Here is a 16247-nt window from a genome sequence, read left to right on the forward strand (position 1 = left end):
CTCCTGCGTCGCTATTTTAGCCAACAATTATTTGCCGCTGAATGAGGCGTTAGTTTACCAATCAAGATCATCACCCTAAATTCAAATCTAGGGTGAAACCTTGATTATAAATGGTTCTGAGGAAGCTGTGATTGACTGAGTATAGCTACAACTAATATGAAACCATCTTCTTTTGTAAAGTAAGCGGTATGCTTGCCTACAGGGAAATAGAATCCGCTTGGGTATATTTCATCGCAACTGCGACCAATAGCTGGATTATCAGCAAGCATTTGAAAACCAGTTAGTAACGTATCTTTATAGCTTCGCCACTGCATCTCGGAGAAATTGTTCACTGTGTAGCTTTTAATTTTCCGTAAATGAGCCTGAGCTAATTTACTCAGTTTGTATTTTCTCTTTTGCATATCGGGTTATAAGGCATTTAAAAAGTCTTCACCATCAACCACATCACCTTGTGCTAAGTCTTGTTTTGCGGACTCGAAGCAATGTCTAAGGTAATCGGCTTTCATTGCTTCTAGTTCTTCATAGTCCTTGATAGACATTACAACTACGGCATCTTTACTGTTCTTGCTAATCTTCACAGGCTCACGTTGGGCGCTTAGGAGTAGCTCACCAAAATTACGTTTGGCATCATTTGCTGTTAATGTATGCATGATCAATCTCCAAATCTGGAATTACAGTAAGATTATAGTGGATCGCATGAAGTGGTCAACCTAATTAAATCGTGCGATTTGTGTAAAAGTTAAACTAACAAGCAATTTAAGAGGGATTCACAACGCTTGTCATTTTTGCTTCTACTTCAAATTTAGTGTTTATGGCACAATGCTTTAGGTTTGGGTGGAGGCGTTGTTCACCCCTCAATTGGGCGTTGGTATGACTCCCTCTGTCAAGTTATACACACTGCTCCTTGCCTAACTTTAAGCCATAATTTCCTAACTCGAATTAGAAAGAGTTAATGAATAGGATGAAGCAAGTAATTTCGTCGGTTTTCTTGCTGGTATTCGTTGGTTACTCACTTTTATGAGCAGAGCAGACTTTACTTAACTCGTCCTATGCCGATTATCGGTGGCACCTGTCTTCAGTCTATGTTCGTGATTCAATGTTGCGGTAGTAACATTACCATCCTAACGCCGTCGGTGGTTGTGCCACCACCGATGCTTGATCCAATGCATTAACTCTAATTCGTTCATATTAAGCAGGTACTCTTGATAATCTTAACTTAGGATTTATCGGCGAGAGCACAATCTGTTTTGCGATTGCCCAGATATAAGCAATCATTTCACGGGCAATGGCGGTGACAACGAGGTTGTAATGCTTGCCTTTATTAATGAGCTTTTTATAACGTTTACAGAGCCTTAATTGTGCTTTCCATGCGATATCAACAATCTGCTTTGGTAAACCCTCTTGTCGTTTTTGTAACTCGGTCGATATGTTGGCTGCATGACGGTAACTATGAGCACCCTCGACTAATAAACGTCTAGCACGACCATTGCCACATTTAGTAATTGCACCAATGTGTCTTTTACCGCCACTCGAGTGTTCGCTTGGTACAAGACCTAGGTAACTCATTAGTTTTCGCGGATGGTCGAAGCGGGTTAAATCGCCAAGCTCAGCGACAACGCCAGCGGCTACAAGTAAACGAACACCTCTCATAGCCTGAATGGCTTTAACAACAGGGTAGTAACGCCATTGACAAACATGATGAGAGAGTTCATTGTCTAGTCGCTCTAATCGTGTAGTTCGCTCGTTGATGGTTTGAATAAACTCTTGTAAAACGATTTGTTGTGCAGGGTGTGGCAATACCAGTTCGGTAAGCCAATGTAAGTGTTTAAGGGACCAGTTTGCAGTGCCTGCATAGTTTATATTGTTGCGAAGAAGAAGTACTTTTAACTGGTACTTCGCATCTTTTAAGTCTTTCATCGCGACTTATCGAGCACGAGATAAATCACGAATAGCTTCATCTTCAGGCTCAGGCACATAAATAGGTGTTAAGTCTTCAGACTTAAGTAATTTAGCTAATTTAAGTGCATCACGCTTGTCAGTTTTAACACGTTCACCAGGCTTTTTAGGGATAAGCGAGGGGGCAACTACGTAACAGCAATGCCCACGAGAAGTAATTAAGCGATAAATCCAGTAACCACAAGGGCCAGCTTCATAAACGAAATGTATAGTTGCATTAGGGTATTTAGATTCAAATTGCCTGATGAGCCTTTTTATAGCTACTTTAGCAGAAGAAATACGACCGAAATGAATGGGGTGTGCGCCGCGATTATCTTCAATATAGGCAACCTCAATGAATTCTTTATGAGTATCTAAGCCAATGAAAAGTATGTTATGTTTAGTCATGCTAGCCTCTGCTATATAGTTATTTGACAAACTAATTATGGCTATGGCTATGGCTTTGAGCTAACCCACGAAAATGCGGAGGCTAGCACCGTGTGGGGGCCATTATGTTTATACGCATTCGAAGTTTATCGATGGAAAGGAAGCAATGAAATTAGCACAGTTGAATATAGCGTCGGCCAAATATCCATTGGATGCGCCGGAAATTAAAGAATTTGTTGATAACTTGGATTTGGTTAATGGTATTGCCGAGGAAAGCGAAGGCTTTGTTTGGCGCTTAAAAGATGAAAGTGGTGATGCTACCAATATCCAGCTATTTGATGATCCGAGTATGATTGTAAACATGTCTGTTTGGGATTCAGTTAATGCACTAAAAAACTTTATGTTTAGAACCCACCATAGAGACTTTATGCGCCGAAAAAGTGAGTGGTTCCATCGTCTTGAGCAGGACAATTATGTTCTTTGGTGGGTTGACGATGACCATATTCCCAGCACAGAAGAGGCACTAGAACGGTTAGAGTACCTTCGCAAGAATGGTGATAGCCCTAATGCGTTTACCTTCAAAAGTAACTATACACCTGATGACGTAAAAGCGTCGGAGTAAAATGCGTATAACAAGCTAATTAAACCGTGGACGCAAAACAGCAGGCTTGCGCTCATTCTTCGCTGAGTTTTGCCTGCTATTTTGTGCCGTTTACAACGGCGTTAGAAGCCTATGAGAACTTATGCCTCGTCGTAGAGAATGAAAAGGGGTCGCAAATAATCTCGCTGAATTACTGAGTGGTCGCAATAATGATTACTTAGTCTATTGGGCTGTAGGTCAGCTATTTCTATTTGCTCAAAAGCATGAAGTAGATATGATCTTGCTAGATTTAATAAATTGTACAGGCGATATCAGTTCACCCTTATTAGAAGATATGTGCCAGTATATGAGTTCTGAAATTACGCGAATACTTAAAGCACATAAGCTACCAGATGAATGGGTGAAATCAATTTCAGCTAAATTTAGCTTTAATCAAGAGTATCAGGAAAAATATCATTACTGGCGCTCAGAGTTAGGCAAACCCTACTTAGTTCAAGTAGAAATTGAAACTAACTTAGGGTATGTAAATAAGGCTACTCAAGGGGGCAATGTACAGCCTCACGACCCTTTAAAAGAACAACGGAGAGCCGGCTTCTAACAAGGTCGTTAAACAAAGGACACAAAACAGCAGGCTTGCACTCATTCTTCGCTTAGTTTAGCCTGCTATTTTACGCCGCCCATTATGCGGGCGTTATATTGCAAATGGAGTTCAGGTGAAAAAATCGATATTCTTATTTTTTTTAATATCTTTTAACTCTCTAGCTGGAGGTTACTATCAAAATGTAAATCAAGGATATGATCCTATTACAGGCCTGTTTTACTATCCTGTAAAACATAGACCTGAATCAGGAGGAATGTTTTCAAGTAAATCAAACACTCGCATTAAAAACATTCTCATTTTTGATCCAACCTCTGAAACAAAGTCATTTTTGTTTAAACCTGAACAAGTATGGAATATTCAAACATTTACTTTTGAAACAGTCTTAAACTCTAGCGGTGTTCAATTTTTCAATAGCAGTTACATCGCTCTAAATAACTCTTCCGAAATTTCTAGAAAATTGAAAGATAAGCTTCTTATTATTACTGAGTCAGAGAAATCAGAAAAATTAACTATGTGGTTTTAACAAGTAGCTCAAAGTGGACGCAAAACAGTTGGCTTGCGCTCATTCTTCGCTAATTTTAGCCAACAATTTTGCGCCGGATAAACGAGGCGTTATATTTTTATCTAAGATATTTTTGTATTGCATTTTACTAATTTTTAATTGTTCAAGCTTGTCGAGTTTAATAAGTGTTTGTTGTGTTTTTAAAGGGTTTTTAAGTAGTTAAAATGTTGTTTTTTTATTTTTACGTTGTTATATATAAGGTGTTTAAATGCTTGGAATGAAATTTTTCTTCGTAATATTTATTTCTTTTTCTGTGAGCGCTCACTCTGGAGGTAATGATTTTCTTAGTATGATTGAGCGAGCAGAATCTGGGTCTACCATAGAGATAGAACCTGGAGATTATGATGTTTGTTCTACAGTGTATATTAAAAATAAAACTGACATTAAAATAGTTGGTGTGGGTGAGGTTAAAATTAGAAAGTGTAACTCATTTAATGGTGAATATATATTGTCAGTCATTGATTCAGATAATGTATCAATTGATGGTGTTTCATTTTATGGTTTGACAGATGCTAAATATATTAATGAAAACACTACCAATATCGTCTGGGGAGAGCAGGGTGTGTTATTCTCTGGTACGTCGGGTTCGTCAGTTGAAAATAGTAATTTCTATAATTTTGGTGATGCGGCATTACGTATAACCTCATCCAGGAGTCATTATTCTGGAGAGCAGGTTAATTCTAAAAATTTTCGTGCTGAAGGTAATGTTTTCTATAATGTAACTCAAGTTACAACTACACATCCATGGAGTAAGGATTTTGGAGGAACGAGGGATATAATCTTTAAAAATAACTTATTCTATGAAATGAAAGGAGGGTTGAAAATATCATCACGTAAAGGTGTATCTAATGCATTAGTAGAAGGTAATATATTTAATTTCATACATGGCTCTGCAATGGAGGTTAATTATTATTCTAACGTTGTTATTAAGGATAATTCCTTTTCAAACGTTAATAAATTTATTCTCAATGTATTCCCAAACTCGATCAGTAATGTTAATGAAGCAATAGACTGGAATGGATTGTCTTTTATAAAAAATACTGCATTCAAATCAAGAGGAGGCATCCGTATTGTTTCAGATATTGCGGGGGAGTTAATTTCTGGAAAGCATGTTTCAAATGTAATTATTAGTGCTAATAAGTTTGTTGATGTTGATATGAGTTTATATGGCGTATCTAATAGATATATTATTAATTTTTTAGAGAATGAAAAAAAGTTTATATATTCTGTGGTTAAGATGAATTCGTATAATACATCTGGTGATGTGTCATTGTTGAATGTTGAACACTCTACAAATGTACAATCTTTGGATAATGTTGAACTAAAGCTTTAATAAGTTATATGGTGTTAACTCGTCTGTTTTATTCACTTTCCAATACAGGCTCCATATTTGACGGAGAGTCTGGAAATTTTGCGGTATATTAGACAATATCAAAAATAAAGATGCCCTAGTAATCACTGATAATGGGCAAATAACATGAGCTAAAAATGGTACTTCATTAACTGAAAGCTCCAAACCGAAAGAAAATACTAAGTCTGAGTATGTGGGAGGAAGCAGCGGTCATTGGATACAAGAAAATATTGATAGTGGAAAATTAATAATTCTAGAAGGCGGCTCTATTTGAGAAATAGAGCCTTTAGAGCAAATTGATGCAATGCTATGGCTTCCTATTTCAGAAATCACAGTTGCAACATCCGATAGGGGATCTCCTGGATACGACTACTTACTTATCAATACTGATGATAATGAAAAAGCTCACGCCAAGTATTTAGGTAGCAAGTAGGGCTAAATAAGTTAATTAAGTATGGGACTGCTAACGCTTGGCTCAGTTCCACTACATAAGTTTATCCAAGCATTATCAGCCCCTTATTGTGGCGTTAGAAATAAAATGGAGTATCTGCAATGAAGAAAGTTTTAGTGGTCTTTTTCACTTTATTAATTTTCGGATGTAACACTACACCTAAAGAATCTATTTCGACGGATAGCTTTCACTTAACGTCAAATGATCCTGAATACGGCTACACAGAGAAAAAGCCAATAGAATTGGGCAGTTTTTTACGTGGTACTAAAAATGCGAGTGCACACATAGAATATTTTGAAGGGCTAATAGGTCCGAACGGTGAAAAAGTTAAAGTGACACGGCTTGGGAGTTGCTGTGCATTTGAAGATAAATCCATGCCTTTTGGCGGTGGTTTATTAGATCGCTACCAACTGACATACGAAGGTCAAGAAAAGCCAGCTATTATTTACGTCAATTTATACAAATTTAATAAACCTTTAGCGCCTAAAGGTTTTTCATTGCTGTAAATTATTTCTAACAAGGCAGTTATATAACTCGGAGTTACATTGAGTTAAGGTTTAAGTTATAAATTTCGAATTTGATTACCTTCATGTGTCTATATGGCTGCACCTATGGTTCTTGGTTCATTTTTAATGCATTTACTATTAGGTACTAAAAATGCCGCTGAAGCTAATGTTTTAACGCTTCTCAACATTAAAGATGTTACGGTTTGATTTACAAGAAAAAGTTTTACTAACATAAACTCTAGGATTTTATTGAAAAGACAAAGTGGTAAAGTATTGTTGATTAACGCATGGGTTAATACGGCTTGGCGTGGTTCGTGCCTGACCAGAATTAGTCGGTTATGCTAGGCGTTATGTAGATGGATAAATATGAAGAAGAAATTGCTACTCGTTGCTGTGCTCCTAAGCCCATTAGTTTTTTGGTACGGATACAAACCTATCCGAATATTTGCACCTGAGCTCAACGGTTTGGACTGTGTTAGTGCTACCGTCTGTATTGATGACCCTTCTAAACTTGATGAAGCATCAAAGCTGTATTCATCAGCATATTTTTTCACAGAAAAAAAGGTGGCTTCATTCGAGAAAAGCCCTAAAGTTATTTTTTGCTCTACCTCTGCCTGCTTTAACTCATTCGGTCTTGATGAAATGAGGGCTATAACAATTAGTACAATTGGTGTAATCGTAGGTCCTAGAGGTTGGAACTCGACTTTTCTTGCTCATGAATTTGTTCATCATTTACAGCATGAAAAACTTGGTAACTTTGAGGTATGGCTAGATACTCCTCAATGGTTTATGGAAGGTATGGCTTACTCTCTCACTGATACACGTGAAGTGTTAGATGAACCATGGGAAAGTCACCGTGCTAAGTTTGAGCTTTGGAACAAGAATTTAGAGACCGATAATTTCTGGCAAAGGGCGCGTTCACTGTAAATTCACATAACAAGTTGATTAACTTTGCGCTTTTGGCGCCGGACGCAGAAAGCTGCGCTGGTTAGTGAGGCGCTATACCTAAGGGAGAATGTTGTAAATGGATGATCCAATAGATAAATTTAATACCTTATGGGGGCAGGCGCTTTTGGATACGCCGCTCAAGCAAAAAAGTGCAGTCTGCGTTTCAACAATAAATGAAGACGGATTTCCTGAAAGTCGTTTTGTCGATTTAAAAGCGGTAAATAAATGTGGCTTGGTATTTTGCACATATCTTGATTCAAATAAAGGAGACGATATTCGTAGGGAGCCAAAAGTTTCTTTAGCTTTATGGTGGGATCATATTGGCATTCAAATACGAGCCGTTGGCGTTGCGCAACAAATATCTGAAGAAGAAGCAATTAAATATTGGCAAACGCGTTCAAGGGATGCTCAATTGACCACAATGTGTTTTAACCAGAGTAAACCTCTATCTTCAGAATCAGAATTAATATCAAAATTTGATGATATAAAAGAACAAATGGCAGGTAACATSGTACCAAAACCAAAAAATTGGGGGGGTTACATAATAAAGCCTTTATCAATTGAGTTTTTGACATTTAAAGAAAACCGCTTACATCTGCGTGAGCTATACAAAAATGCGGATGGGCAATGGAGCAAGATGCTATTGCAACCTTAAATTCAAAAGGTATAACCAAGACTCAAAGCCGAACAGGTAACCGTTGGCTTGGTTTCACTTCGCTTCACAAAATAGCTAACCCACCGCTAAAGGCAGGGTTAGCTATTGAACGGAGTTAACATGCTGAAGTATATAATGAAAAGCAAGTGTGGGCTATTTCCTGGCGCTGGAACCTCTTTACGTACACTTTTTTTCACTGCTTTTTAAACGCAAATTTTCAGCCAAACTAAGTACTATAGAGTCAGCATGTGGATACAAAGGAAGTTGATGGTTTGTGGAATTTTTCACCTAATGAACTACCCAAAGTTGAAAAGTGACAAAACGGTTTCGGACGATTCAAGTGTTAATGAACGAAGGGAGGAATGACTCGCAATTTACTATTCCTCAGTTACCYCAATTAATGAAGCTCCACAAAGTTTTTGCATCAACACTGACATTCACTATTATTTGCTGACCATGGCTAGGCTAGCTATTTATGCACAAGTTTGACTTGTAGTAAGAAGTAACTTCAGACTAGAGCGATATTATGCTTTTGATCATAGGTATGTTAGGCGATTAACTAACTTCTTTATAACGAGTTCAGATTAAAATAGAAATAGATCGGGTACAATGGAGTAAAAGAAGGAGTCATGATGAAGTATCCCACACCGTTAAAAGCGGGTAGTAAAATTGCGATTACGGCATTCTCAGCAGGTGTACCTGCTTCTATGCACGCGAGACTAGATAATGCTTTGAGTTATCTAGCGCAACAAGGCTTCGAGTTGGTGGTTGGTGAATGCCTGAGAGATAACCACAACTATGTAAGCGCAGATGCCAAAACCCGTGTTAATGAACTTATGGGATACTTACTCGATGACACAATAGACGCCATCATGCCACCATGGGGCGGAGCAATTGCGATGGATGTTCTGAGTCAACTTCATTGGGAGCATTTAGCACAAGCTAGGCCAAAGTGGATCATCGGTTTCTCTGACGTCAGCACTTTGCTTAGTGCCGTAACTTGCAAACTAGGTTGGGCAAGCGTTCATGGGACTAACCTTATGCAGTTAAATGGCCACCAGCAAGACCCGCTGACGATAGGGCTTTTTGACCATTTGAGGTGCACGCCTAATAACTCCTTCACACAGTTTCCTTCTACTCACTATGAGGCTGATCCACTCAATTTTGTTGACTTTCCCGATGCTGGATTTAACTTGTCCACCACGACTCAGTGGCGTACTTTAGCGAACCGCGAAAGCAGCAAGCGGTTTACTGGTAGATTATTAGGGGGTTGTTTAGATATTCACATGTTATTGGCAGGCACTGAATATTTTGATTTAGACACTTTTTTACAGGAGCATCCCAACGAATCAATAATTTTATACTTTGAAAACGGCGAAATGCCGCCAGCTGCTTACTATCGTGCGCTGCAAAGTATTAAACTACGGGGCTGGTTTTCGAAAGTTGCGGGGGTCTTAATTGGTCGTAACCCCGAGCCGCTAGCAAAAGATAGCGACTGGACGCACGTGGATGCCTTGCAATATGTATTTGCTGATTGCGATTTCCCCGTGCTATATGATGTCGACATCGGTCATCAAGCACCGAATTTAACGCTTATTAACGGCGCATATGCTGAAGTGATATGTAACGACGCTTTTTCAATTACACAGACATTAATATGAACCTAGAATATAAAATTGGCTTGGTAGATGACCTCCTTGCGATAGAGAATCAAATTCCTGAATTTGCTACGCCAAGAAAGCGTGAGGAAGTCGTAGATAAGCTGCGAGATAAACAACATTTATTGCTGGTGGCGTACGATCAAGGCAAGCCTGTAGGGTATAAGTTAGGTCACGAACTACCAAACAATGAGTTTTATAGTTGGTTAGGCGCGGTTGTTCCTGAACATCGTGGTAATGGTATTGCGAAACAGCTATTGGTGATGCAAGAGGCTTGGTGTAAGGCACAAGGCTATAGCGCCATCAGAGTAAAGTCGAGAAACCTTTTTAAAAACATGCTATTGATGCTAATAAGTCGCGACTACCAAATTGTAAAATGTGAACAGATCAATGGCGTATCAGATAGCAAAATTCACTTTTATAAACAATTATAAAAAGTCCAGTATTTGATATTAGGCTATGTTGTCATCAGATGAGCTGGTGGCGTTTCGCCGCCATATTCCTGCTAATATTGAGCCACTGATATTATGCCAAACTGAAAATAGGGTACCAGCCACAGCCGCCGCAGGAGTAAAGAACTTCATGGCAAGTGCGACGGCAAGTCCTGAGTTTTGCATCCCCACTTCAAAAGCCATTGTACGGCATACTTTTTCTTCAAAACCGAGTCTTTTTGGAATGAAATAACCCAAAAGTAATCCTGTGATATTGTGTAAGATCACTGCGACCAGCACAACGAGTCCGATGCTTTCAAGCTTAGGTTGATTAAGAGAAACAATTACTGCGATAATAAAAATGATGGAGAGCATGGACAGTAAAGGTAAAATAGGGGTTGTGTTGATAACGGAATGCGCCAACGGCTTGGCAAATAAAGTATTGAAGGCAACGCCAACAGCCACTGGAACTAGCACAATTTTTAGCAGGCTCATCAACATATCAGAAAATTGAATATCAACCACTTGCCCTATCATTACCGTAGTGAGTAATGGTGTTAAAAGCACGCCGAGTAACGTACTCGTTGCTGTCATAGAAATCGATAACGCGACGTCTCCTTTGGCGAGATAACACAAAACATTACTTGCCGTGCCGCCAGCAACTGTGCCCACTAAAATCATACCAATTAATAAGTCGGTTTCTAAGCTCATTGTGGTTGCAATAAAGTAGGCAACACTCGGCATCACTGTAAATTGTAGGCAGACCGCCACGATAATCGCTTTTTTGTTATCGAAAACCCGCAAAAAATCTTTTGCGGTAAGGGTCAACCCCATAGTGAGCATAATAAACATAAGTAGAGGAATAATTGTACTTTTAAATGGGATCAAGAGGGCAGGGTAAAGGTATGCAATCATTGCTGCCGCGATAGCCCAAAGTGGAAATAACTGTAAGATTTTTTTCATGATGTTTTGATTTGAGTGGGTAACCATGTATTGATACCCCGATACTAACGAACTTTTTAAAAAATACCTATGGCGTATGGCGTGAAGAGTTTGTAAGTTATTTATCCAAGCCTCAGGTTAATTAAATAACATAGATGGTTACACTTTAGGTCATATTCTCATTGAGATTGTTACTTGGCGTTGTGTATAGTTGTGAAAGTTACATCAAGGTCCATGGAATATAAAAATGAAAACAATTTCTTCTAGCTTTAAAAAACTACTATTACTGGTTGCATTGATTTTAGTTGCGGGATTCTACGGGTATTCAAAATATCAATTTGCACTAACTGTAAGTAACGATGTAAAGCAGCTACAACCATACGGCTCAGAGCAGTTAGAGTTAATAGATGTATCTGAGTCTGCAAAGCGTTTTACTGTGCGTATTGCCGTTAGCGGGCTGGAGCCTAAATTTGCGGAGTCGGCAGAATTACAGTCATATTACAGTAACATAGCACGCAACTATGTTTGCCAAAGTGATTATTTTGAGCCTAAATTTGAAGAAGGACATCAAATTAGCATTGAGTTTAGCAAAGCCGATTCTGCTCAAACCGTTTATGAAAGAGCCTCAGTGATAAAAAGTGACTGTGGTGTAAGCCGCAGTTAACGTATCTCAAAATTAACCTGAACTGGCTCGTTTGCTGTGCACTAGCGCAGCAAATATAATTAGACTTCCGATCCCAAGTCGAATGAGATCGGCTTCTTTGTTCCAGATAAATAAGTTGACTAAAATTCCCGCAGGGATAAGGGCGTTATTCATCACAGCTAACTCGCCGACAGATACGCGGGTTAATCCCACATTCCACACAAAATATCCTATACCTGAAGCAATGAGACCTAAGTAAATCAAAATACCCCACTGTTGGCCAGTAGTGGGGAGCTGTTGTAAATTACCAAATAAAACAAGGCCAAGAGCTAAGACACAAGATGCACCGATGAAGAAAAAGCCGAAACTTTGGTGATGAATTAGCGAGTGTTGCGCACTCAAGCGCTTATAACTGACTTGTCCTATAGCAAAACAAAGGTTTGCACCTTGTACCAATAATAAACCAAAAAAATAGTCACTCGTTAGCTCTGTAAACCGAATAGTAATTGCACCGAACATTGCGATAAGCGCTGAAGTTAAAAAAGTACGATTAAACGACTTGTTGAGTAAATCATTAAGAAGCGTAATGTAAACGGGGGTCATTACAGTAAATAGCAGCACCTCTGGCACACTGAGATATAAAAATGAGTGATAATAAAAGCTATACATTAAGCCAATTTGTACAGCACCAATGGCCATCAATTTTAGCATTAGCGTTTTAGTAACTGATGTAGGCCGCAAAAATGGCAGAAAAACCAGTGCTGCTAACACAGTTCTTGATAAAGCGCTAAACCACGGGTCTACATTTCCTGCTAAATAGACACCGATAAGTGAAAAGGAAAAAGCCCAAAGTAAGGTGATAGTCCAAAGTAAAGTCATAGGTTTATTTTTTGAGTATTGATATTAGAGTGTATCACGAGCTGGATCATACAATGAATGTTCGAAAAAAGCGATGATAACAATCATTATAATGTGATTTTAATTTACAATATTTCGCATAAAATAACTCCCGTATTCACAGATACATCCCTTCATTGTTTTACCCATGATGTGTTTGGCCGCCGCTGCGGCCTTTTTTCTTTCCAAATATGTTTGATGACAACCGCCTGAAAAATCTCATTAGCAAATGCGGTATTGAACAATCGCGACAAATTAAATTTTTGATTGTGTAAATACAACTAGAGTCAGTTTATTTTTGAAGTTAGTTTTGCTGCGGTTTAATTGGTATTTAGACAAATCAGAGCCTGCGTAACAGAGTCACTTTATATAACTTAGAAGGTAAAGACTTAGGGCTCCTGCAAAGCGCCTTAAGCCATTCAGAAAAATGAAAATTAAACAGCAAAAGTCAACAGGCTTTAGAATAAAGTGTTACAAATTTTACGGTACGAATCTTATTTGCTTCATGTAGTATTTTGTGTGAATAAAATATTTTTTTGTTGTTATGCGTAATCTAATTTGTAATCTTTTTGTCATATTGCCTACATTGTTCTTCGTTGCAGCTGTTTGGGGTGAACACGACAACGCTCAATATCGCCTTGATACGGTTAATTACTTTTTAAAGTCCGATCCACACAAAGCACATAAATTACATCAAGCCATTGAAGTAAAAGATTTTACTCCAGCCCATACCGCTCATTTCCATCATTTAGGCGTATCGATAGCGTTATCACTTGGTCAGTTAGAGCAAGCGCAGCGCGCATTAGCTGTATTGTTTCAGAACCCGCAAAATACGTATTTCAGCGAGCATCGATTTTCAATTACTTATGATGCCAGTGTATGGCTAAGAAAAGGTGGTTATATCCGCCAATCTGAGCACCTATTAATGTGTGCGCTAAAAAGTGCACGGTCCGCGAAAGAAAAAATTAAAACGCTGAATGCCCTCGCGGTGATAGCCTATAATTACGGCGATAACACCTCGGCAAAAGACTATTTTGTGCGCTCTTTGGCAATAGGCACACGTATTAAAAATCAGCGCGCGATGGGGATAATCGAAAACAACCTCGGGGTATTGGCACTTAAAACAAATCACTTTGAGGATGCGGTTAACTATTTTAAGTTAGCCTATGCTAGGCACCAGCTAGCAGGAAGAGAGAGTAGTGAGCTAAATACCGGTCTCAACTTGTTGTTTGTATATATATTACGGGGTGAAAAAGAGATGTACGAGCGTGTGTCTCCTCGCGTGTTAGCGCTTGTGCAAAAGCACAAAAATGCCGCTCAATCAGCCTATTCACTGTGGATCGAGCGTTTTTATGATGTTACTTTCACCGCTGCTAAACTATCAAAAAGAGAACAAGCGGAGTTAATAGCAGCATTTAACGACCTCAGTGAAGCTGGTCTTAAATCACTGTTAAAACAGCATATAAGTAGGGTAGCAGGCATAAATCCTGTTAACTTAACTATAGCGATACCACAAAAAATGATGTTGGAAACAACGAATAATCATTGGCTAAATAGCGCATTGTCTTGCAATTTCTAGTCAGACTAAAGGTAATACTTCAAGCCTCACCTAAACTATACACTGTTATGACGTGTTCAAATTTATGAGTTCTATGAAGCTTTTAGTCTTTCTAAATCAGCTCAGCACACCTGAAAAGGTATCAGTGAACAAGTCCCTAAAATATTTAAATTACTGATTTTAAAATATAAATTTAAGGTTTTGGCAAGAGGCATTGCGCGACCTCAACGTTACTAAAAATCTGAGCTTGACACTGCACTCTCATCATATAATAATTTTGTTATATAATTAAATTGTTATGTATTTATGAAGATACTTTTTTTATGTTCGGGAAATGCGACGCGCTCAATTATCGCCCAAGCAATCGCGAACTTTCATGGTGGCGCTGATGTACAAGCTTTTAGTGCTGGCACTAAACCGAGTGAGATAAAGCCCGAAGTGCTAGCGCTTTTGCAGCACAAAGGCATAGAGACTGACAGCCTCTATAGTAAGCATCTTGATACCTACCGGGGTGAGCACTTTGATGTTGTGATCACCCTTTGTGATGAAGTGCGTGCCGAATGTGAACACCAATTACAAGGTCAACACATCTTGACGTGGGAAATAGCCAGTCCCTCAGCTCGACATAGTGCAAATGCCCTGCAACAAACGCTATTCGAAATAAACGAACAAGTAACTGCATTACTGCATGAAAAAAAAGTAAAGCCAGATGAAATCTCACCTTTGCAATTTTATAAGTGCTTAGCGGATGACATTCGCTTGAAGACGCTTGCCATGCTGAACGTTGAGGGTGAGTTGTGTGTCTGTGAGTTGATGATTGCGCTAGAGCAAGAAAGTCAACCTAAAGTATCAAGGCATTTATCACAACTGAAAAAAGCTGGAATATTGTGTGACCGGAAATACAAAAAATGGGTTTTTTACTCAATCAACCCAACGCTTCCAGCATGGATGCAGGCTGTTATAAACACGACAGTTCTGCATCAACCTAACTATATTGCATCGGAATTAAAACGACTTTCTTCAATGGGCGAACGCCCTAGTCGGGCTGCTGCATGCTGCGAATAATTTAGTATTAAATTTATTAACTTTCATAGTAGGAATACGTATGACAATTAAAGTTGGAATTAATGGGTTTGGGCGTATGGGGCGCTTAGCGCTTCGAGCAAGTTTCGATTGGCCTGAAATTGAGTTTGTACAAATCAACGATCCTGCGGGCAACGCCGAGACACTAGCCCATTTATTGGAGTTTGACTCGGTACATGGCAAGTGGGAACACGCTGTTTCTCATCAAGATGACCATATCCTCATAGCTGGTCATCAGTTATCGGTAACCCAAAATAAAGACATTGCTGATACTGACTGGTCACAATGCGATGTGGTTATAGAAGCCTCTGGTAAAATGAAAACCAAAGCTCTACTACAACAATATTTAGATCAGGGTGTTAAAAGGGTTGTCGTTACTGCACCGGTAAAAGAGGATGGGGTACTAAACATAGTGATGGGTGTGAACGATCATCTTTATGATGAACAGCCACATGAAATCGTGACCGCAGCATCTTGTACTACAAACTGTTTAGCACCTGTTGTTAAAGTACTACAAGACAAAATAGGTATTAAGCATGGCTCAATGACTACGATCCATGACATCACCAATACCCAAACTATCTTAGATGCACCACATAAAGATCTGCGCAGAGCAAGAGCATGTGGCATGAGCCTCATTCCAACTACGACTGGTTCCGCGACAGCGATTACACATATATTCCCTGAGCTAAAAGGGAAACTCAATGGCCATGCGGTACGTATCCCATTGGCAAATGCCTCATTAACTGATTGTGTTTTTGAGGTAAAACGCCCCACTTCTGTTGAGGAAATCAATCAGTGGATGAGAGAAGCTGCACAGACTCATCTTGAAGGGATCCTTGGATATGAGCCAAGGCCTTTAGTTTCTATTGACTATAAAACGGATCCACGCTCAAGTATTGTTGATGCGTTATCCACTATGGTTGTAAACGGTACACAGGTTAAGTTGTACGTGTGGTATGACAATGAATGGGGCTATGCAAATCGTACTGCCGAGTTGGTTTTAAAGGTTGGGCTTTCACTGGGTAAATAAATACG

Annotated in this window: 17 protein-coding genes and 1 pseudogene; 13 read left to right on the forward strand and 5 right to left on the reverse strand. The window is 39.1% G+C overall.

What is annotated here, in order from left to right; translation table 11 throughout:
• Nucleotides 1-104: 104 nt before the first annotated feature.
• The 3 genes and pseudogenes from EAG18_RS16285 to EAG18_RS16295 all read right to left on the reverse strand — a co-directional run bounded on the left by EAG18_RS16285 (nt 105) and on the right by EAG18_RS16295 (nt 2343).
• Nucleotides 105-401, reverse strand: coding sequence for a type II toxin-antitoxin system RelE/ParE family toxin (locus EAG18_RS16285; RefSeq protein ID WP_125253427.1), 297 nt, complete (start codon nt 399-401; stop codon nt 105-107).
• 6 nt (nt 402-407) lie between these two features.
• Nucleotides 408-650 (reverse strand): type II toxin-antitoxin system Phd/YefM family antitoxin, encoded by a 243-nt coding sequence (locus tag EAG18_RS16290; protein WP_000557294.1) that lies wholly within the window; start codon nt 648-650, stop codon nt 408-410.
• A gap of 538 nt (nt 651-1188) precedes the next feature.
• Nucleotides 1189-2343, reverse strand: a pseudogene (locus EAG18_RS16295) (IS110 family transposase).
• A 145-nt stretch (nt 2344-2488) separates the two neighbouring features.
• Here EAG18_RS16295 and EAG18_RS16300 point away from each other — a divergent pair.
• The 9 genes from EAG18_RS16300 (at nt 2489) to EAG18_RS16340 (ending at nt 10089) form a co-directional block, all read left to right on the forward strand.
• A complete protein-coding gene (locus EAG18_RS16300) occupies nt 2489-2944 on the forward strand; it encodes a DUF3291 domain-containing protein (RefSeq protein ID WP_125253428.1) in 456 nt (151 codons plus the stop codon).
• Nucleotides 2945-3269: 325 nt separating this feature from the next.
• Nucleotides 3270-3521: a hypothetical protein gene (locus EAG18_RS16305; protein WP_125253429.1), complete on the forward strand. Its 252-nt coding sequence runs from the start codon at nt 3270-3272 to the stop codon at nt 3519-3521.
• A 115-nt stretch (nt 3522-3636) separates the two neighbouring features.
• Nucleotides 3637-4047 carry a hypothetical protein gene (locus EAG18_RS16310; protein WP_125253430.1) on the forward strand — a complete coding sequence of 137 codons (411 nt, stop codon included), beginning with the start codon at nt 3637-3639 and terminating at the stop codon, nt 4045-4047.
• Nucleotides 4048-4294: 247 nt separating this feature from the next.
• Nucleotides 4295-5419: a right-handed parallel beta-helix repeat-containing protein gene (locus EAG18_RS16315; protein WP_125253431.1), complete on the forward strand. Its 1125-nt coding sequence runs from the start codon at nt 4295-4297 to the stop codon at nt 5417-5419.
• 570 nt (nt 5420-5989) lie between these two features.
• Complete coding sequence (locus EAG18_RS16320) at nt 5990-6394, forward strand: hypothetical protein (RefSeq protein WP_125253432.1); 405 nt, start codon at nt 5990-5992, stop codon at nt 6392-6394.
• Between the two features lie 366 nt (nt 6395-6760).
• Nucleotides 6761-7321 carry a hypothetical protein gene (locus tag EAG18_RS16325; protein ID WP_125253433.1) on the forward strand — a complete coding sequence of 187 codons (561 nt, stop codon included), beginning with the start codon at nt 6761-6763 and terminating at the stop codon, nt 7319-7321.
• A 97-nt stretch (nt 7322-7418) separates the two neighbouring features.
• Nucleotides 7419-7997, forward strand: a complete 579-nt coding sequence (locus EAG18_RS16330; RefSeq protein WP_125253434.1) for a pyridoxal 5'-phosphate synthase — start codon at nt 7419-7421, stop codon at nt 7995-7997.
• Between the two features lie 629 nt (nt 7998-8626).
• A complete protein-coding gene (locus tag EAG18_RS16335) occupies nt 8627-9658 on the forward strand; it encodes a S66 peptidase family protein (protein WP_275557323.1) in 1032 nt (343 codons plus the stop codon).
• The gene (locus EAG18_RS16340; protein WP_125253435.1) at nt 9655-10089 is read left to right on the forward strand and encodes a GNAT family N-acetyltransferase; all 435 of its coding nucleotides are present in this window, start codon (nt 9655-9657) and stop codon (nt 10087-10089) included. The genes EAG18_RS16335 and EAG18_RS16340 overlap by 4 nt, the downstream gene beginning before the upstream one ends.
• Nucleotides 10090-10107: 18 nt before the next feature.
• Here the strand turns inward: EAG18_RS16340 and EAG18_RS16345 are convergent, their stop codons facing one another.
• On the reverse strand, nt 10108-11052 hold the full coding sequence (locus EAG18_RS16345) for a bile acid:sodium symporter family protein (protein WP_125253503.1): 945 nt from the start codon (nt 11050-11052) through the stop codon (nt 10108-10110).
• Nucleotides 11053-11275: 223 nt separating this feature from the next.
• Here EAG18_RS16345 and EAG18_RS16350 point away from each other — a divergent pair, with 223 nt between their 5' ends.
• A complete protein-coding gene (locus tag EAG18_RS16350; RefSeq protein WP_125253436.1) occupies nt 11276-11692 on the forward strand; it encodes a hypothetical protein in 417 nt (138 codons plus the stop codon).
• 12 nt (nt 11693-11704) lie between these two features.
• On the opposite strand, the gene EAG18_RS16355 is transcribed toward EAG18_RS16350, so the two are convergent.
• A complete protein-coding gene (locus EAG18_RS16355; protein WP_125253437.1) occupies nt 11705-12550 on the reverse strand; it encodes an EamA family transporter in 846 nt (281 codons plus the stop codon).
• 562 nt (nt 12551-13112) lie between these two features.
• On the opposite strand from EAG18_RS16355, the gene EAG18_RS16360 reads away from it, so the two are divergent.
• The 3 genes from EAG18_RS16360 to EAG18_RS16370 all read left to right on the forward strand — a co-directional run bounded on the left by EAG18_RS16360 (nt 13113) and on the right by EAG18_RS16370 (nt 16242).
• Entirely contained in the window at nt 13113-14147 is a 1035-nt protein-coding gene (locus EAG18_RS16360) for a tetratricopeptide repeat protein (protein ID WP_125253438.1), read from the forward strand.
• Between the two features lie 285 nt (nt 14148-14432).
• On the forward strand, nt 14433-15191 hold the full coding sequence (locus EAG18_RS16365; RefSeq protein WP_125253439.1) for a metalloregulator ArsR/SmtB family transcription factor: 759 nt from the start codon (nt 14433-14435) through the stop codon (nt 15189-15191).
• 40 nt (nt 15192-15231) lie between these two features.
• Nucleotides 15232-16242 (forward strand): ArsJ-associated glyceraldehyde-3-phosphate dehydrogenase, encoded by a 1011-nt coding sequence (locus EAG18_RS16370; RefSeq protein ID WP_125253440.1) that lies wholly within the window; start codon nt 15232-15234, stop codon nt 16240-16242.
• The last annotated feature ends 5 nt before the right edge of the window (nt 16243-16247 follow it).

The sequence above is a fragment of the Pseudoalteromonas sp. J010 genome (assembly GCF_003934235.1).
GTDB lineage: Bacteria > Pseudomonadota > Gammaproteobacteria > Enterobacterales > Alteromonadaceae > Pseudoalteromonas > Pseudoalteromonas peptidolytica.